This is a genomic window from Neolewinella lacunae (assembly GCF_014349155.1).
Taxonomy (GTDB): domain Bacteria; phylum Bacteroidota; class Bacteroidia; order Chitinophagales; family Saprospiraceae; genus Neolewinella; species Neolewinella lacunae.
Genome location: NZ_JACSIT010000029.1, coordinates 26,401 through 45,901, shown reverse-complemented (window position 1 = coordinate 45,901; position 19,501 = coordinate 26,401). Strand labels below are relative to the sequence as shown.

General features: G+C 56.7%; 3 protein-coding genes. All 3 read right to left on the bottom strand.

From position 1 onward, the window contains the following. On the bottom strand, window positions 1-6,579 hold a 6,579-nt coding region (locus tag H9S92_RS00270; protein ID WP_454557402.1), incomplete at its 3' end, for a DUF7507 domain-containing protein. A 579-nt stretch (window positions 6,580-7,158) separates the two neighbouring features. Then, on the bottom strand, window positions 7,159-10,803 hold the full coding sequence (locus tag H9S92_RS00265; RefSeq protein ID WP_187464728.1) for a hypothetical protein: 3,645 nt from the start codon (window positions 10,801-10,803) through the stop codon (window positions 7,159-7,161). Window positions 10,804-11,914: 1,111 nt separating this feature from the next. Continuing rightward, on the bottom strand, window positions 11,915-19,402 hold the full coding sequence (locus tag H9S92_RS00260) for a beta strand repeat-containing protein (protein ID WP_246463559.1): 7,488 nt from the start codon (window positions 19,400-19,402) through the stop codon (window positions 11,915-11,917). Between the last annotated feature and the right edge of the window lie 99 nt (window positions 19,403-19,501).

Sequence of the window (19,501 nt, the reverse complement as noted above, 5' to 3'; positions counted from 1 at the left end):
GTTCAGGTCAGCACCGGGGTAGATGTTGGCCGTGATCGTTACGTTGGTTCCCGAGCAGTTGTCTACCGCGCGGACACCGGCGGCGTCGAGGCGGAGGTAAGCGGCACAGATGTTGCCCGCATTGGTCGTGTAAACCAGGTCGGCGTCGGTGATGCCGTCAAAGTTGCGGTCCTGGCTCGGGCCGGTGAAGACCGGTGGCGTCGTGTCGCCCACTTTCACCACCTGGGTGAAGGTGCGCACGTCGCCCGGGTTGCACCAGTCGATGACCGTATAGGTCCGGATGAACTTGTAGGTGAAGGGGCAGGTCACGATCGCTTCGCCGTCGGCGTAGGTCACGCCGATGTTGCAGATCGCTTCGCCAGCCGTCAGGTTGAAAATACGGTCACCGATGTTCAGCGCAGGGAAGTCCGCAGGGCGCGGTGCGGGGTAGTTGGCCCGCGTGGGGTTAGCAACGCCACACTGCTCAAATTCAACTACTGGCTCAATGGCAGAATCGTCAAGGTCTTCCAGCGTCGGACGGTTGAAGATGATGCGGAAGGAAGACGTTACGCTCGCGTTGGCTTCGCCAGCTGCCGTCGGGCAGACGGCAATTTCGGTAGCCGTGAAGGTCCGAGTCAGGATGACGTCCTCACACAGGGGGTCGATGGCATCGTAAGCGACGACGTCGTTGACACATACCCGGATGCGGTCCGTGCAGCCGTCCGTGAAGGTAGGCAGCAGCGGCGTCAGCCCACCGGCCAGCAGGCGGGCCCGCAACTGGGGAGCCATCGTACCGGGAACCGTAGCGCCCGTGGCAGAGAAGACTTCGTAGCACTTGCTAACCGCAGAAGGAAGCGTCGTCAGTGTATTGTCGTCCAGGTCAACGCAGAGCAGGTCTACATCTTCTACCTCCGTGACAACCGCCGGTGGCGTCTTATCTTCGGCGAAGATGGTTCCCCAACAAGTAGTGAAATCAACATCGTCACTATCTCCCGTGTAAGTCACCATGTAAGTGAAGTTGCCGCAAGACCCGATGATGTTGGTATTTTCTCCATTGATGGAAATGGATAAATCATCTATAATGGCTTGGAAACTGCCTGAAAGGACCATTTCAGGAATCACTACTGCTTGGCAATCTGCATCAAGTGTAACATTGAGGAAGCTTATGCAGGCAACATTTACATCTGGCGAAATAACGGTGACTACAGTTGGATCGTCAGGATCACCATCGTTATCTGGGTCAACGTTTTCGAAGTCATTCGGGTCATCCGATTCATCCGAAACGTCCTCGCCGGAAGGATCAGTTCCCGTTACAATTGCTTGATTAATCACTTCACCAGCATTGATATCTGCCTGTGTCAATACATAGGAGGCTGTGAAAGTGGTGTTGTCACTTTCTCCTATTCCAAGAACCGCAATCGGTCCTCCATCTACGTCAACTATTGGGTCATTAATCGTCACGTTAGTAAGTGGCGCAGCGCCAGTATTCGTTACCGTGAAGCTGTAAGTAATCGTCTCACCTACTTGGGCGAAACCATCACCATTCTCGTCTGCGAACGTACCAACTTTCTCCAATTCTATTGCGACTTCAAAGTTAAGCTCAGTGAATGTACAGTCGGGGCAGGTGGGATCGTAGTTTGGATCGGTGGGATCCAGCGGGTTGGGGTCTTCGGAATCATCAGTGACCGGGTCGCCGTCGGGGTCGTTACCCGTAACCGTCGCCAGGTTGTAAACGCCGCCGCCGTCAATATCCGCCTGGGTCACCACGTAGCTGGCCGTAGCCATACCCACCTCGCCCGGAGCGAGCGTGGACGGTACCACCACCAGATCCGTAACATTAATCGTGGCATCATCGATGTTCAGGTCCGTCAGCGTGACGTTGCCCGTGTTCGTAACCGTAAAGCTGTAGGTAATCGTCTCACCCTCTTGGGCAAAACCATCACCGCTCTCGTCTTCAAAAACACCCGCCTTGAGGAGCATTACCTCCGGGCTGGGGTCCAGCTCGGTGAACGTACAGTCTGGGCAGGTGGGATCGTAGTTCGGATCGGTGGGATCCAGCGGGTTGGGGTCTTCGGAATCGTCCGTGACCGGATTGTCATTCGGATCCATACCCGTAACCGTAGCCAGGTTGCTTACACCACCGGCGTTGATATCCGTCGTCGTTACGGGATAGCTGGCCGTAGCCAAACCCACCTCGCCCGGAGCGAGCGTGGACGGTACCACCACCAGATCCGTAACGTTAATCGTGGCATCATCGATGTTCAGGTCCGTCAGCGTGACGTTGCCCGTGTTCGTAACCGTGAAGCTGTAGGTGATCGTCTCGCCTTCCTCGGCAAAGCCGTTGCCGCTCTCGTCGGCAAAAACGCCCGACTTCAGCAACATCACCTCTGGGTTGGGGTCCAACTCGGTGAACGTACAGTCGGGGCAGGTGGGGTCATAGTTCGGATCGGTGGGATCCAGCGGGTTGGGGTCTTCGGACTCGTCCGTGACCGGGTCGCCGTCGGGGTCGTTACCCGTAACCGTAGCCAGGTTGTACACGCCGCCAGCGTCAATGTCCGCTTGGGTCACCACGTAGCTGGCCGTAGCCGTGCCTACTTCACCCGGAGCCACCGTGGACGGTACTACCACCAGGTCGGTGACGTTGATCGTCGCATCGTCGATGTTCAGGTTCGTCAGCGTGACATTACCCGTGTTCGTAACCGTGAAGCTGTAGGTGATGGTCTCCCCTTCCTCGGCAAAGCCATTGCCGCTCTCGTCGGCAAAGACACCTGACTTCAGCAACATCACCTCGGGGTTGGGGTCCAGCTCGGTGAACGTACAGTCGGGGCAGGTGGGGTCGTAGTTCGGATCGGTGGGATCCAGTGGGTTGGGGTCTTCGGAATCGTCCGTGACCGGGTCGCCGTCGGGGTCGTTACCCGTGACCGTAGCCAGGTTGTACACGCCGCCAGCGTCAATGTTCGCTTGGGTCACAACGTAGCTGGCCGTAGCCGTGCCCATCTCGCCGGGAGCGAGCGTGGAGGGTACCACCACCAGGTCCGTGACGTTGATCGTCGCATCATCGATGTTTAGGTCCGTCAGTATGACGTTGCCCGTGTTCGTAACCGTGAAGCTGTAGGTGATCGTCTCGCCTTCCTCAGCAAAGCCATTGCCGCTCTCGTCGGCAAAGACGCCGGATTTCAGCAGCATCACCTCTGGGTTAGGGTCCAGCTCGGTGAACGTGCAGTCGGGGCAGGTGGGGTCGTAGTTGGGATCGGTGGGATCCAGTGGGTTGGGGTCTTCGGACTCATCCGTGACTGGATTGTCATCCGGATCCATACCCGTAACCGTAGCCAGGTTGTACACGCCGCCAGCGTCAATGTCCGCTTGGGTCACTACGTAGCTGGCCGTAGCCGTGCCCATCTCGCCGGGAGCGAGCGTGGAGGGTACCACCACCAGGTCCGTGACGTTGATCGTCGCGTCGTCAATGTTCAGGTCCGTCAGCGTAACGTTGCCCGTGTTCGTGACCGTGAAGCTGTAGGTGATCGTCTCCCCTGCTTCGGCAAAGCCGTTGCCGCTCTCGTCTTCAAAAACACCCGCCTTGAGGAGCATCACCTCCGGGTTGGGGTCCAGCTCGGTGAACGTACAGTCGGGGCAGGTGGGGTCATAGTTCGGATCGGTGGGATCCAGGGGGTTGGGGTCTTCGGAATCGTCCGTAACCGGGTCACCGTTGGGGTCCGTACCCGTAACCGTAGCCAGGTTGTACACGCCGCCAGCGTCAATGTCCGCTTGCGTAACGGGGTAGCTGGCCGTAGCCAAACCCACCTCGCCCGGAGCGAGCGTGGACGGTACCACCACCAGGTCAACCACGTTGATCGTCGCGTCATCGATGTTCAGGTTCGTCAGCGTAACGTTACCCGTGTTCGTAACCGTAAAGCTGTAGGTGATCGTCTCTCCTTCCTCGGCAAAGCCGTTGCCGCTCTCGTCGGTAAAGACGCCCGATTTCAGCAGCATCACCTCCGGGTTGGGGTCCAGCTCGGTGAACGTACAGTCGGGGCAGGTGGGGTCGTAGTTCGGATCGGTGGGATCCAGCGGGTTGGGGTCTTCGGAATCGTCCGTGACCGGGTCACCGTTGGGGTCCGTACCCGTAACCGTCGCCAGGTTGTACACGCCGCCAGCGTCAATGTCCGCCTGCGTAACGGGGTAGCTGGCCGTAGCCATACCCACTTCGCCAGGAGCCAGCGTGGACGGTACCACCACCAGGTCAACCACGTTGATCGTCGCGTCATCAATGTTCAGGTTCGTCAGCGTAACGTTACCCGTATTCGTGACCGTAAAGCTGTAGGTGATCGTCTCCCCTTCCTCGGCAAAGCCGTTGCCGCTCTCGTCCGCAAAGACACCGGATTTCAGCAACATCACCTCTGGGTTGGGGTCCAGTTCGGTGAACGTACAGTCAGGGCAGGTGGGGTCGTAGTTCGGATCGGTGGGATCCAGCGGGTTGGGGTCTTCTGATTCATCCGTGACCGGGTCGCCGTCGGGGTCCGTACCCGTAACCGTCGCCAGGTTGTACACCCCACCGGCGTCAATGTCTGCCTGGGTCACCACGTAGCTGGCCGTAGCCGTACCCACTTCGCCAGGAGCGAGCGTGGACGGTACCACCACCAGGTCCGTGACGTTGATCGTCGCATCGTCAATGTTCAGGTTCGTCAGCGTGACGTTACCCGTGTTCGTGACCGTGAAGCTGTAGGTGATCGTCTCCCCTTCCTCAGCAAAGCCGTTGCCGCTCTCGTCGGCAAAAACACCTGACTTCAGCAGCATGACCTCCGGGTTGGGGTCCAGTTCGGTGAACGTACAGTCGGGGCAGGTGGGGTCGTAGTTCGGATCGGTGGGGTCCAGCGGGTTGGGGTCTTCGGACTCATCCGTGACCGGGTCGCCGTTGGGGTCCGTACCCGTAACCGTCGCCAGGTTGTACACGCCGCCAGCGTCAATGTCCGCCTGGGTCACTACGTAGCTGGCCGTAGCCGTGCCCACCTCGCCAGGAGCGAGCGTGGAGGGTACCACCACCAGATCCGTGACGTTGATCGTTGCGTCGTCGATGTTCAGGTCAGTCAATGTGACGTTGCCCGTGTTCGTGACCGTGAAGCTGTAGGTGATGGTCTCGCCTTCCTCGGCAAAACCGTTGCCGCTCTCGTCTTCAAAAACACCCGCCTTGAGGAGCATTACCTCCGGGTTGGGGTCCAGCTCGGTGAACGTACAGTCGGGGCAGGTCGGGTCGTAGTTCGGATCGGTGGGATCCAGCGGGTTGGGGTCTTCGGACTCATCCGTAACCGGGTCGCCGTCGGGGTCCGTTCCCGTAACCGTAGCCAGGTTGTACACGCCGCCGGCGTCAATGTCCGCCTGCGTAACGGGGTAGCTGGCCGTAGCCATACCTACCTCGCCGGGAGCGAGCGTGGACGGTACCACCACCAGATCAACCACGTTGATCGTCGCGTCGTCGATGTTCAGGTTCGTCAGCGTAACGTTGCCCGTGTTCGTGACCGTGAAGCTGTAGGTGATGGTCTCCCCTTCCTCGGCAAAGCCGTTGCCGCTCTCGTCTTCAAAAACACCCGCCTTGAGGAGCATTACCTCCGGGTTGGGGTCCAGCTCGGTGAACGTACAGTCGGGGCAGGTGGGGTCGTAGTTCGGATCGGTGGGATCCAGCGGGTTGGGGTCTTCGGACTCATCCGTGACCGGGTCACCGTTGGGGTCCGTTCCCGTAACCGTAGCCAGGTTGTACACGCCGCCGGCGTCGATATCCGCTTGCGTAACGGGGTAGCTGGTCGTAGCAGTACCCACCTCGCCAGGAGCGAGCGTGGACGGTACCACCACCAGGTCAACCACGTTGATCGTCGCGTCATCAATGTTCAGGTCCGTCAGCGTGACGTTACCCGTGTTCGTGACCGTGAAGCTGTAGGTGATCGTCTCCCCTGCTTCGGCAAAGCCGTTGCCGCTCTCGTCTTCAAAAACACCCGCCTTGAGGAGCATTACCTCCGGGTTGGGGTCCAGCTCAGTGAACGTACAGTCGGGGCAGGTGGGGTCATAGTTCGGATCGGTGGGATCCAGGGGGTTGGGGTCTTCGGAATCGTCCGTAACCGGGTCGCCGTTGGGGTCCGTTCCCGTAACCGTCGCCAGGTTGTAAACGCCGCCAGCGTCAATGTCCGCTTGGGTCACTACGTAGCTGGCCGTAGCCATACCCACCTCGCCCGGAGCGAGCGTGGACGGTACCACCACCAAGTCGGTGACGTTGATCGTCGCATCGTCGATGTTCAGGTCCGTCAGGATAGCATTACCCGTATTCGTAACGGTGAAGCTGTAGGTAATCGTCTCCCCTTCCTCGGCAAAGCCGTTGCCGCTCTCGTCTTCAAAAACGCCACTCTTCAAAAGGGCAACCTGTGCAGCACATACCATTTCTAAACACCCGGTAGTAGCAGTCATCCCAAGATTATCAGCAAAGGCGTCCAGCCTTCCGTCAAAACCAGGATTTACTTCATATAAGAAGTTTTCCACTTCGTCATCGGCCAGGTTTAGGTTAGTATAGTTTTGGTTCAGGTAGTAGGTACCCACAATACCGGCATCATTGTTCAAATAGCCATCATCTGAGGCAATACCTTGACCTGCACCGACGTGATTATTGTCAAAAACAATCGGCGTGCATAGAGTATTTGAAACATCCGCCAAAATGGTAAAACAAATATCTAGCACACGCACAGGAGTCGTACTCAAGCCGATGGGTGTAGTAGTGTTTTCCAAAATATTTAAGGCGACAAAGGTCCCACTACCCGTAGAAAAATTTAATGGATCGCCAAAAACTGGATTACTTTGAATTGGAGGACTCACCGTATAGTTACTCTGGACGTTTGTGACATCAAGATTTCCTAGCAGTCCGGAGTCATAGAAAAACCGGAGCGTGCTTGTACCTAGCTCAGGAGTGCCCGTGGCATCATCGAGTGAGATTAAGAGTGGGAAGCAAATCTCAGGAGTGGCTCCACAACTTACCTGTGGGGTACCGATACTCCACTCCATCACTCTCTGAGCGTTTCCTAAAGCAATAGCGAAGCAAAAAATAAAAATGGTCGTAAAAATTCTTTTCATGACAATAATCTTAGAATATAAATTGAATAGACATACCGCGAGGAAGTTTTGTACTTCCTCGCGGTTGCCTTTTTACTCGACCCGTGCTTTAACACTCGTAAAGCCAGGTGCATTCATGGACCATAAAAAGAAGTCCAGCGCGCTAACGTCTCCATCCATGTTGTAGTCTACTAGGTTGTAGGCCCTGTTCTGAGGTCCGTTGGTCACCCAAGTTGTGTAGTCAGCGGCAGTGAGGTCAGTGTATTCACTTCCAGAAGAAACGTGATCGCCATTCCCTCCGTACATTGCGAATACGCCTGGTAATACTTCCTTTTGCCTCAGGAAAATACCCGCTGCAAATGGATCGCTGACGTAAGATTGCTTATCCCGGAAATCGTAAGTAATGGTATTGTTCACCACTGCTACTGCTTCGTGCGACATTACAATCAGGTGGTTACGGTGTTCAACTACCACGTAGTAACTCTGAGACTGATCAATTTGGCAACAATCGGCATCGCTCAGGAATTCAATCCTTCCGTCGTTGTGGAGAAGCCCAGCTCGCTCACAAAGCACTTCATCACCGTCTTCTGGATTAGTACGTAATGAGACGAGAACCCAGTCTACCACTGTAGCGGGATAACCTGCATCGGCATTTGCACTCATCATTTCTGAATCAAAGCCAATGCCTTCCGTGCCACTGTAGCTCCAGGGAGCAACATTGTAAGCCTGACCAGCAACGCCTAATATCGGCTGGTAGATATTACCTTCGAAGGCATTCTCGTTGTACTGGCCTGGCAGCAACCTAGATAGGTTTAGTGTCGTACGCATTGGCAGGGCATAGGCTCCTGTTTGTGGCACAATAACACTTCCTTCCAGGTATACGAAAGCTTCAATGGTCACACAGCAATCTTCAACAACAATCACTGCACTGCCTGCCATATCGCTGCTGCAAAGCTCTCCAGCCGTGCTCGTTGCTACTACCGTGTAGGTACCAGCAGTCGTTTGGGCGGTAAAGTTTAATGCTGCGCCAGTACCGGGAAGGGTTTCTATCGAGGTAGCACCACGGAACAAAGTGTAGTTCACGCCCGATTGCGAGCCATCCAATCCGATGGACTGGGCCATTATCTCATGAGCACAATAGGTTCCCCCACCAGTCACTAAGAAAGCAATAGGAACTGCTTCTACGTTAATGACCATGGTTGAAGCGTCAGCGGGACAGTTAACCGTTTCTGCATGCGTATAAGTAAAGGTATATGCTCCTGGAGCAGCGCTGCTGAAGTTGACACTTGCTGGATTGGAGATGTCAACTGTTGCTCCGCCAGTTTGCACCCAGGTTCCACCGGGGTCGGCACCGGATAGCAATGCCGTCAAATCATACATTGCACCTGCGCCCGCGCAAAAAGTATCATCGTTATCTGCGCCAGCATCCAATGCAGGCTCTTCCGTGACAACCACTTGAGCGCTAACCGCTGGGCAGTTGGCCGTAGCCGCGTGGGTGTAGGTGTAGGTACCCGCGCCAGCAAGGACGGGGGTCCAGGTGCCGCCAGCATCGGGCGTGCCGTTCAAGGAGGTAAAGAGTTCAGCGGCCGTAACCGTCTCGCCTTCGCAGATCGTCAGGGTACCGTTCGTGCCAGCATCAAGGGCAGGTTCTTCCGTAACCACCACTTGGGCACTTACCGCTGGGCAGTTGGCCGTAGCAGCGTGGGTGTAGGTATAGGTACCCGCACCAGCAAGGACGGGGGTCCAGGTGCCACCTGCATCGGGCGTGCCGCCCAAGGAGGTAAAGAGCTCAGCGGCCGTAACCGTTTCGCCTTCGCAGATGGTCAGGGTACCGTTCGTACCCGGGTCCAAGGCAAGCTCTTCCGTGACAACCACCTGAGCGCTAACCGCTGGGCAGTTGGTCGTAGCCGAGTGGGTGTAGGTGTAGGTGCCCGCACCAGCAAGGACGGGGGTCCAGGTGCCACCTGCATCGGGCGTGCCGTTCAAGGAGGTAAAGAGTTCAGCGGCCGTAACCGTTTCGCCTTCGCAGATCGTCAGGGTGCCGTTCGTGCCGGGATCGAGGGCGGGCTCTTCCGTGACAACCACCTCGGCGCTAACCGCTGGGCAGTTGGCCGTAGCCGAGTGCGTGTAGGTGTAGGTGCCCGCACCAGCAAGGACGGGGGTCCAGGTGCCACCAGCATCGGGCGTGCCGCCCAAGGAGCTAAAGAGCTCAGCGGCAGTAACCGTTTCGCCTTCGCAGATCGTCAGGGTGCCGTTCGTGCCAGCATCAAGGGCGGGCTCTTCCGTGACAACCACCTGAGCGCTAACCGCCGGGCAGTTGGCCGTAGCCGCGTGGGTGTAGGTGTAGGTGCCCGCACCAGCAAGGACGGGGGTCCAGGTGCCACCAGCATCGGGCGTGCCGTTCAAGAAGGTAAAGAGTTCAGCGGCCGTAACCGTCTCGCCTTCGCAGATGGTCAGGGTACCGTTCGTGCCAGCATCAAGGGCAGGTTCTTCCGTAACCACCACTTGGGCACTTACCGCTGGGCAGTTGGCCGTAGCAGCGTGCGTGTAGGTGTAGGTACCCGCGCCAGCAAGGACGGGGGTCCAGGTGCCGCCAGCATCGGGCGTGCCGCCCAAGGAGGCAAAGAGCTCAGCGGCCGTAACCGTCTCGCCTTCGCAGATCGTCAGGGTACCGTTCGTACCAGCACCAAGGGCAGGTTCTTCCGTAACCACCACCTCGGCGCTAACCGCCGGGCAGTTGGCCGTAGCAGCGTGCGTGTAGGTGTAGGTGCCCGCACCAGCAAGGACGGGGGTCCAGGTGCCACCAGCATCGGGCGTGCCGTTCAAGGAGGTAAAGAGTTCAGCGGCCGTAACCGTTTCGCCTTCGCAGATCGTCAGGGTACCGTTCGTGCCAGCATCAAGGGCGGGTTCTTCCGTAACCACCACCTGAGCGCTAACCGCCGGGCAGTTGGCCGTAGCCGCGTGCGTGTAGGTGTAGGTGCCCGCGCCAGCAAGGACGGGGGTCCAGGTGCCACCAGCATCGGGCGTGCCGTTCAAGGAGGCAAAGAGTTCAGCGGCCGTAACCGTTTCGCCTTCGCAGATCGTCAGGGTGCCGTTCGTGCCAGCATCAAGGGCGGGCTCTTCCGTAACCACCACCTGAGCGCTAACCGCCGGGCAGTTGGCCGTAGCCGCGTGGGTGTAGGTGTAGGTGCCCGCACCAGCAAGGACGGGGGTCCAGATGCCGCCGGCATCGGGCGTGCCGTTCAAGGAGGTAAAGAGCTCAGCGGCCGTAACCGTTTCGCCTTCGCAGATCGTCAGGGTGCCGTTCGTGCCAGCATCAAGGGCGGGTTCTTCCGTGACAACCACCTCGGCGCTAACCGCCGGGCAGTTGGCCGTAGCAGCGTGGGTGTAGGTGTAGGTGCCCGCACCAGCAAGGACGGGGGTCCAGGTGCCACCAGCATCGGGCGTGCCGTTCAAGGAGGCAAAGAGCTCAGCGGCCGTAACCGTTTCGCCTTCGCAGATTGTCAGGGTGCCGTTCGTGCCGGGATCGAGGGCGGGCTCCACCGATACCGTAGAAATATCCGTTAGCTCATTTTCGCAACCCGTCGTCGTATTCGTGGCAAATACGTTATAAGTTGTCAGTACCAACGGACTGACCATAAAACTGATGCTTGCGCCCGTGCCCTCAATTGGGGTCCCCACATTGGTATCGTCACTATTCAATCGGAGTTGGTAACTCACGCCACTCTCACTGTTCATGACGGTAATCGTTGCCACCTCTCCAAGGCAGATAGCATCGTCACTAACCGGAAGCGTAGCATCAGGATATAAATTAACCCCTACGGTAGGTTTGTCTATTAACTCAACAAAACATCCCGAAGCAACATCCGTGGCCAATATGTTGTAGACAGTAGTTTCGCTTAGTGAAATAGAGAAACTGACGTCCCCCCCGGTACCTGCTATGGGCGTGCCAACGTTACTATCGTCGCTGTCCAGTCGCAATTGGTAATTTACTCCTACTTCGCTCCCAGTGATGGTAATCATTGCCGTCTCACCGATACAAATTTCATCGTCACTAACTGCTAGGTCATCGCTTGGAGTGGGCAGCTCTACGCATCCGGAAGTCAGGGTCATCCCTACGTTGTCAGTGAGGGCGTCCACGTTTCCATCAAACCCAGGATTCACTGTATATAAGAAGTTGACCACTTCATCGTCCGCCAAGTTCAAATTTGTGTAATTCTGGTTCAGATAATAGGTGCCTACCACTCCAGCGTCATTATTGAGGTAACCATCGTCCTCGGCTATCCCTAGGCCTGCACCGATGTGGTTATTATCAAAAACGATGGGTGCGCATAAGGGAAAGCCTGCAGCAGGGAGTACCGTAAAGCAGATATCTAATACGTGTACTGGGACGGTACCCAGTGCGATTGGCATGGAGGTATTTTCAATGATATTGCAGGCAACAAAAGTACCAGCATTTGTAGAAAAATTGAATACTCCTCCGTATACCGGAGCGCTTTGGTTTGTCCCTGAAACGCTGTAACCGTTTTGAACATTAATGATGTTCATTCCAGTCAACAGTCCCGAATCATAAAAAAACCTCAAGGTACTGGTCCCTAGCTCCGGCGTATCCGACGCTTCTTCGAGCGCGATCAGCAGGGGGTAGCAAACCGAGGTGACGGGGCCGCAGTTCACTTCAACTTCTCCGATGCTCCATTGCATCACTCTCTGGGAATACCCGAGCGTATAGGTGAAGCAAAGCAAAAGCAGCGTGGCAAATGTTTTTTTCATAAAGAGAGTAGAATAATATTCTGAATGATGGGCAAATACATTTCAAGGAAGTTCCTGACTTTTGAATCCCCCAATCATTTCAATTGGAAACGATGATGCTGGTGAAGCCTGGAGCATTACTCAACCACAGGAAGAAATCCAGCGCGCTAACGTCACCATCCATGTTATAATCGACGAGGTTATACACGCGGTTGGCGGGGCCATTAACAAGCCACTTGGTGTAATCAGCAGCGGTAATATCTGTGTATTCACTGTTTGAAGTGAGGTGATCACCGTTGCCAGCGTACATTGCAAAAACACCAGGTAAGACTTCTTTCTGTCGGAGAAACACGCCTGACGAGAAGGGATCATTGACGTATGACTGCTTATTGCGAAAATCGTAAGTGAGCACGTTGTTGACGACAGGAACTGCTTCGTGCGACATTACGATTAAGTGGTTCCGATGTTCTACTACTATGTAATAGCTCTGTGATGGATCCAGCACACAGCAATCAGCGTCATTGATGAATTCGATCCTTCCGTCATTGTGCAGCAGGCCGGCACGTTGGCAAATCGCTTCACTACCGTTCTCTGGGGTCGAACGCAAGGAAACCAAAACCCAATCCACCACAGTTGACGGATACCCAGCATCAGCATTCGCATTCATCATTTCTGAATCGAAACCAATGCCTTCTGTGCCCGCATAGTTCCAAGGCGCCACATTATAGGCTTGGCCTGAAGCTCCAAGAATGGGTTGGTAGAAATTACCGATAAAAATGTCTTCGCTGTACTGCCCTGGCAGAAGTTTGGAAGCATTCAAGGTAGTACGCATTGGTGTACTGTACAGGCCGGTTTGGGGTGCGATGAGGCTTCCTTCCAGGTACACAAAAGCTTCTATTGAGACACAACAGTTCGGTGCAGCCACCACAATGTCATCGGTCTTGTTACAGGCGGCGTCCGTAGCAATCAGGCGGATGCTCGTGCCTGCGGGGATGCCCGTGATCACGTTCGCACCAATGGTGCCGACTTCCGGGTCAGTAGTCAGTGTAGCACCAGCTACCAAGGCAAAGTTTACAGAGTATGTGCTGCCGTCGGCAGAACAGATACCCAAGGCACTCACCGAAATCAGTTCTTCCGGACAAGGAGCACACTCCAGTGCAGTTGGACTCGTAGCCGTCAGGCTGATCGCGCAGTCGCTATCGTTCGGATTCGTAGCTGTAATTACGGCATTGGTTCCGATAGGTATTCCGCTGATGACGTTGCCCGTAATTGTGTAGGTCCCAGGGTCAGTGCTGATTACAGCACCTGTCGTCTCCGTGAAGGCGATCGAGTAAGTCGTAACCGCGCAAATGGCATTACCCAGTGTCAGGTCAGGTTGTTCACACATCAGGTCCACGCAGGTGGCGGGGCTAGCAACGCCCAATGTGACCAGATCACAGGAGACATCGTTGGTGGCCGTCAGCACGTCATTCGTGCCTACTGCAACCGTAACCGTGTTGCCAATGATCGTTCCGTTAGCACTCGTTACCGTTGCACCAGGGGAAGCCGCAAAGGAGTACTGGTAGGTCGTACCGTCTACACACACTACTGAACCGACACTCACCACGGGAGCTTCCGGGCAACAATCTGGTGCGGCCACCACGATGTCGTCGGTCTTGTTACAAGCAGCATCCGTTGCAATCAGACGGATGTTGGCTCCTGCAGGGATTCCCGTGATCACGTTCGTACCTATTGTACCTACGGCGGGGTCGGTTATTAGCGTAGCGCCGGGGGAAAGAAAGAAATTCACCGAGTAAGTCAGGCCATCCGTAGCGCATACGCCCAACGCACTTACTGAAATCAACTCGTCCGGACATGGCGTGCCACAATCATTTGGACTGATCACCGTCAGAGTTACCGTACAATCACCGTCATTCGGGTTGGTTGCGGTGATTGTTACATTGGTGCCTTGCGGTATGCCGCTGATTAGATTACCCGTGATTGTGTAAATAGCTGGAGCCGTCGTGATCGTCGCGCCCGTCGTCTCCGTAAAGCTCACCGCGTAGGTCGTACCATTGCAAACGCTGTTGCCCACAGTCAGGTCAGGCTGATCACATGCCAAGTTGCAGTTGGCGGGGCTCGTCACATTCAGTGTCACTACATCACAGTTAGCGTCCCTGTATACTGTCAGCATATCATTGGTGCCCACAGCAACCGTTACCATGTTGCCACTGATCGTACCGTTTGCACTCACGATTGTCGCACCTGGCGATGCCGCAAACGTGTACTGGTAGGTTGTCCCGTTGACGCAGACTACCGAGCCTAAGCTCGCTATTGGTTCGTCCGGACAGCAGTTGGGGTCTGCTACTATAATATCATCCGTCTTGTTACAAGCTGCATTGGTTGCTACCAAACGAATATTAGTGCCTGCCGGAATGCCCGTAATTACGTTCGCACCGATCGTACCCACCAGCGGTTCGGTCGTCAGCGTTGCTCCCGGAGCCAGCACGAAGTTTACAGCGTAGGTAAGGCCATCCGTGGAACAGACGCCCAGAGCGCTCACTGAAACCAACTCATCCGGACATGGTGTACCGCAATCAATCGGGCTGATCGCCGTTAGCGTGATGGCGCACGCACCGTCATTGGGGTTCGACGCTGTAATTACCACGTTGGTTCCCAGTGGTATTCCGCTGATCACGTTGCCTGTGACCGTATAAATACCCGGAGCCGTTGTAATCGTCGCACCCGTCGTCTCCGTGAAACTAACCGAGTACGTCGCGCCGTTGCATACGCTGTTGCCCAGTGTCAGGTTGGGCTGCTCACACGTCAGGTTGCAGTTGGCCGGACTGTCCACATTCAGCGTCACTACATCACAATTGACATCCCGGTATACCGTCAGCACATCGTTCGCGCCCACCGTTAATGTGACCGTGTTGCCGCTGATCGTGCCGTTTGCACTCACGACAGTCGCACCTGGCGATGCCGCAAACGTGTACTGATAGGTAGTGCCGTTCAGGCATACCACCGACCCTACGCTAGCTATTGGGGCATCCGGACAGCAATTGGGGTCTGTTATTAGGATATCGTCCGCCTTATTACAACCTGCATTGGTCGCTACCAAACGGATGTTCGTACCCGCAGGAATGCCCATGATCACGTTCGAGCCAATCGTGCCCACCATGGGCTCAGTCGTCAGCGTGGCTCCGGGAGCCAGCACGAAGTTCACCGAGTAGGTCAGGCCATCAGCGGAACACACGCCCAGGGCGCTCACTGATATTAACTCATCTGGACATAAGTTACCGCAATCGGTCGGGCTGATCGCTGTCAGTGTAATGTTACAAGCGCCGTCATTCGGGTTTGTCGCCGTGATTACTACGTTGGTTCCCAGCGGAATGCCGCTGATTACGTTGCCCGTGATGGTGTAGGTGCCAGGGGCCGTCGTGATCGTCGCACCCGTAGTTTCCGTGAAACTCACTGAGTAAGTCGCGCCGTTGCATACACTGTTGCCGACGGTCAGGTTGGGCTGCTCACAAGAAATGTTACAGATGGTCGGGCTGGTTATATTCAGCGTTACGGCTTCACAGTTTACATCATTATAGACCGTGAGGACGTCGTTAGTTCCTACCGCTACCATCACCAAATTGCCGCTGATCGTACCGTTTGCACTCGCAACCGTCGCACCAAGAGAAGCCGCAAATGTATATTGGTAGGTGGTGCCATTGACACATTCCACTGTGCCTACGCTCGCTATTGGCACTTCTGGACAGCAGTACTCAATCGTTATTGTCATTACTGATACTTCCGCAGGGCAGGAACCGCTTGCTGCGTGCGTATATGAGAAGGTATACATTCCTGGGGCCGCAGCACTGAAATTGACGTTTGCAGGATTACTGCTGTTAACCATATCACCGCCCGTTTGGCTCCAAGTGCCTCCAGCATCCGCGCCTGACAGCAAAGCCGTCAGGTCGTAATTCGCATTGCTGCCTGCGCAGAAAAGATCATTATTGTCGGGACCTGCCAGCAACTGGTTTGTTACCGTAATGGTGAATGTCGCCATATCGGCAGGGCAAGAGCCGCTCGCCGCATGCGTGTAAGTGAACGTATACACGCCAGGGGCTGCCCCGCTGAAGTTGACGCTCGAAGGGTTGCCGATGTTTACGGCAGCTCCGCTTGTTTGGGCCCAGACTCCGCCCGCATCAGCACCTGACAGCAAAGCCACCAGGTTATATGCTGCGCCACTACCTTCGCAGAACTCGTCACTGTTATCGGTTCCCGCCAGCAACTGATTCGTTACTGTGATTGTGAATACGGCCACGTCAGCAGCGCAGGATCCGCTCGCGGCGTGCGTGTAGGTGAAAGTATACACGCCGGGGGCTGCCCCGCTGAAGTTGACGCTCGCAGGGTTGCCGATGTTTACAGCAATCCCCCCCGTTTGAGCCCACGCACCGCCTGCATCGGCACCCGATAACAAAGCTGTGAGGTTGTACGCTGCTCCGCTGCCCTCACAGAATTCATCACTATTATCGATACCGGCCAGCAACTGATTCGTTACTGTAATCGTCAATGTCGCAACGTCAGCAGGGCAGGATCCACTGGCCGCGTGGGTGTAGGTGAAGATATACGTACCGGGGGCTGCCGCGCTGAAGTCCACACTGGAAGGGTCGCCGATGTTTACGGTAGCTCCGCTCGTCTGCGCCCACGTACCGCCCGCATCTGCGCCCGACAACAATTCCGTCAGGTTATATCCCTGGCCACTGCCTTCACAGAACTCATCACTATTGTCGGGGCCAGCCAGTAACCGGTTTGTTACCGTGATCGTTGCCGTGGCGCTTACCGCTGGACAAGCGGCCGTCGCCGGAATCGTATAAGTGAACTGGTACACACCCGGAGCTGCGGCGCTGAAGTTGATTGCCGTGCCAGCTCCTATCATCACGCCCGAGCTTGGTCCGGCAGTCGTTCCCGCCCAGCTTCCTCCCGGGTCTTCGCCCGTAATGATGTCGAACAAGTTTTGCAGCGTGTTTGTGCCTTCACAAAACTCTCGGCTGCCATTGGATCCTGCGGTTTCAGGCGTTTCTTCTGTCACCACTACCTGGGCGCTGGATAAAGGACAAGCACCCACTGCCGCGTGGGTATAGGTATACACACCTGCCCCAGCTAAAGCGGGCGTCCAGACTCCCCCTGGGTCAGGCGTTCCGCCCAGTGCATTGAACAGTTCTGCAGTGGTAACCGTTTCGCCCTGGCAAATCATCAAAGTACCATTCGTACCCGCATCAGGGCCGGCTGTTTCTGTCACCACTACCTGGGCGCTGGTGGCCGGGCAGTTTGCCGTAGCCGCATGGGTGTAGGTGTAGGTGCCACCACCGGCCAAGGCAGGAGTCCATATTCCTCCTGGGTCAGGTGTGCCACCCAAAGCAGCAAACAGGGCTGCGGCAGTGACTGTTTCGCCGGCGCAGATAGAAAGTGCACCGTTGGTGCCGGGATCAAGTGGATCTTCCACGGTTACAGTGGGCTTGTCGGTTAGTTCGGCGGCGCAGGTGGTGGTGGTGTTGGTAGCCAGGATATTGTATAAAGTGGTGCTGGCCGGGCTTACCATGATGGTGATGTTGCCACCTGTGCCCACTACTGGGGCGCCCACATTGCTGTCGTTGTTATCCCGGCGAAGCTGGTAGCTTACCCCGCTTTGGCTGCCGGTAATTGTGATTGAGGCCATTTCGCCGGCGCAGATCGCGTCGTCGGTTACTGCCAGGCCATTGTTGGGCAGCGGATTGACCGTTACCATGGGCTTGTCGGTCAGTTCGGCAAAACAGTTGGTGGTGGTGTTGGTGGCCAGGATATTGTACAAGGTGGTGGCGGTAGGACTCACCGTGATGTTGATGGCGCCGCCATTGCCTGCCACCGGAGCGCCCACGTTGCTGTCGTTGCTATCCAGGCGAAGCTGGTAACTCACGCCGTTCTGGCTGCCGGTGATGGTGATAGTGGCGGTCTGGCCAATACAGATGGCAGCGTCGCTCACCGCCAGCCCGTTATTGGGCAGGGCATTGATCACCACGGTAGCCGTCGCTGAGTTGGCCGCATCACAACCGCTGCCGGTGCAGGAATAGGTGGCCCGGTAGTAGCGGGTACCAGCCGTGGTGGTGGGCACATTGTAGGTGGTGGCGTTGGCGCCGCTGATGTTGGTCCAGGGGCCGCTGGCCGAGGTACCACTCTGCCATTGGATGGTGCAAGTGCCCGTGCCGTTGCCGGGGGTGGCCGTAAGGGTGACCGTGCCACCCACACAAACCGTAGACGAGCTTGGGGTGATGCTGATGGTGGGGTCGGGGGTGACCACTACGGTAGCCGTAGCCGAGTTGGCCGCGTCACAGCCGCTGCCCGTACAGGAGTAAGTAGCCCGGTAGTGCCGGGTGCCCGCCGTGGTAGTCGGCGCATTGTAGGTAGTGGCATTGGCACCGCTGATGTTCGTCCAGGGTCCGGTAGCGGAGGTGCCGCTCTGCCACTGGATGGTGCAGGTGCCCGTACCGTTGCCGGGCGTAGCCGTGAGGGTGGCCGTGCCGCCTACGCACACCGTAGAAGAAGCAGGCGTGATGCTGATGGTCGGATCAGCCGTAACCACTACCGTGGCCGTAGCCGAGTTGGCCACGTTGCAACCGCTGCCCGTGCAGGAGTAAGCGGCCCGGTAATAGCGTGTACCCGCCGTAGTGGTCGGCGCACTGTAAGTGGTAGCATTGGCACCGCTGATGTTCGTCCAGGGACCGCTGGCCGAGGTACCGCTTTGCCATTGGATGGTGCAAGTGCCTGTGCCGTTGCCGGGCGTGGCGGTGAGGGTGACCGTGCCGCCCACACAAACCGTAGACGAGCTTGGGGTGATGCTGATGGTCGGATCGGGGGTGACCACTACGGTAGCCGTGGCCGAGTTGGCGGCGCCACAGCCGTTGCCCGTGCAGGAGTAGGTAGCCCGGTAGTAGCGGGTACCGGCAGTAGTAGTCGGTGCACTGTAGGTGGCGGCATTGGCACCACTGATATTGGTCCAAGGGCCGCCAGCCGAGGTGCCACTCTGCCATTGGATGGTACAGGTCCCCGTGCCGTTGCCGGGAGTGGCCGTAAGGGTGACCGTACCGCCTACGCAAACCGTAGAGGAGCTGGGCGCAATGCTGATGGTGGGATCAGGCGTGATCACCACCGTGGCCACATTGGACGTAGGGACCGCGCAGGTGCTGCCCGTGCAAGCGTAGGTGGCCCGGTAATAAAACGTGCCCGCCGTAGCCGTGGGCGCATTGTAGGTGGCGGCCGTGGCGCCGCTGATATTGGTCCAAGGGCCGGAGGCCGAGGGGCCGCTCTGCCACTGCCGCGTACAGGAACCATTGCCCCCACTCACCGTGCTGCTCAAGGTGACGGCGCCACCTACACATACCGTGCTGCTGGAAGGCGTGATGCTTACAAATGCGTTCGGGCAGGTTTCGTAGCCAAAGTTGTTGTTGCAATCGAGCTGGCCTAGGGCCGTAAAACTGACCGCCTCAACGTTATCAGTAGTGAGAGTAGCACCAGTAGGTAAGGTACTTGTATTGACTGTGACAACGAAATTACTAGGTGCACCGGGAGTTGTATAGGTCAAATCTAACCGTGGTCTGAAAGCCGAACCGTCGTCTGAATTGTAAATCAACCAAGTTCCGGTTGTATTACTCAGAATTAGAGAAAGATGCGTCAATCCCCC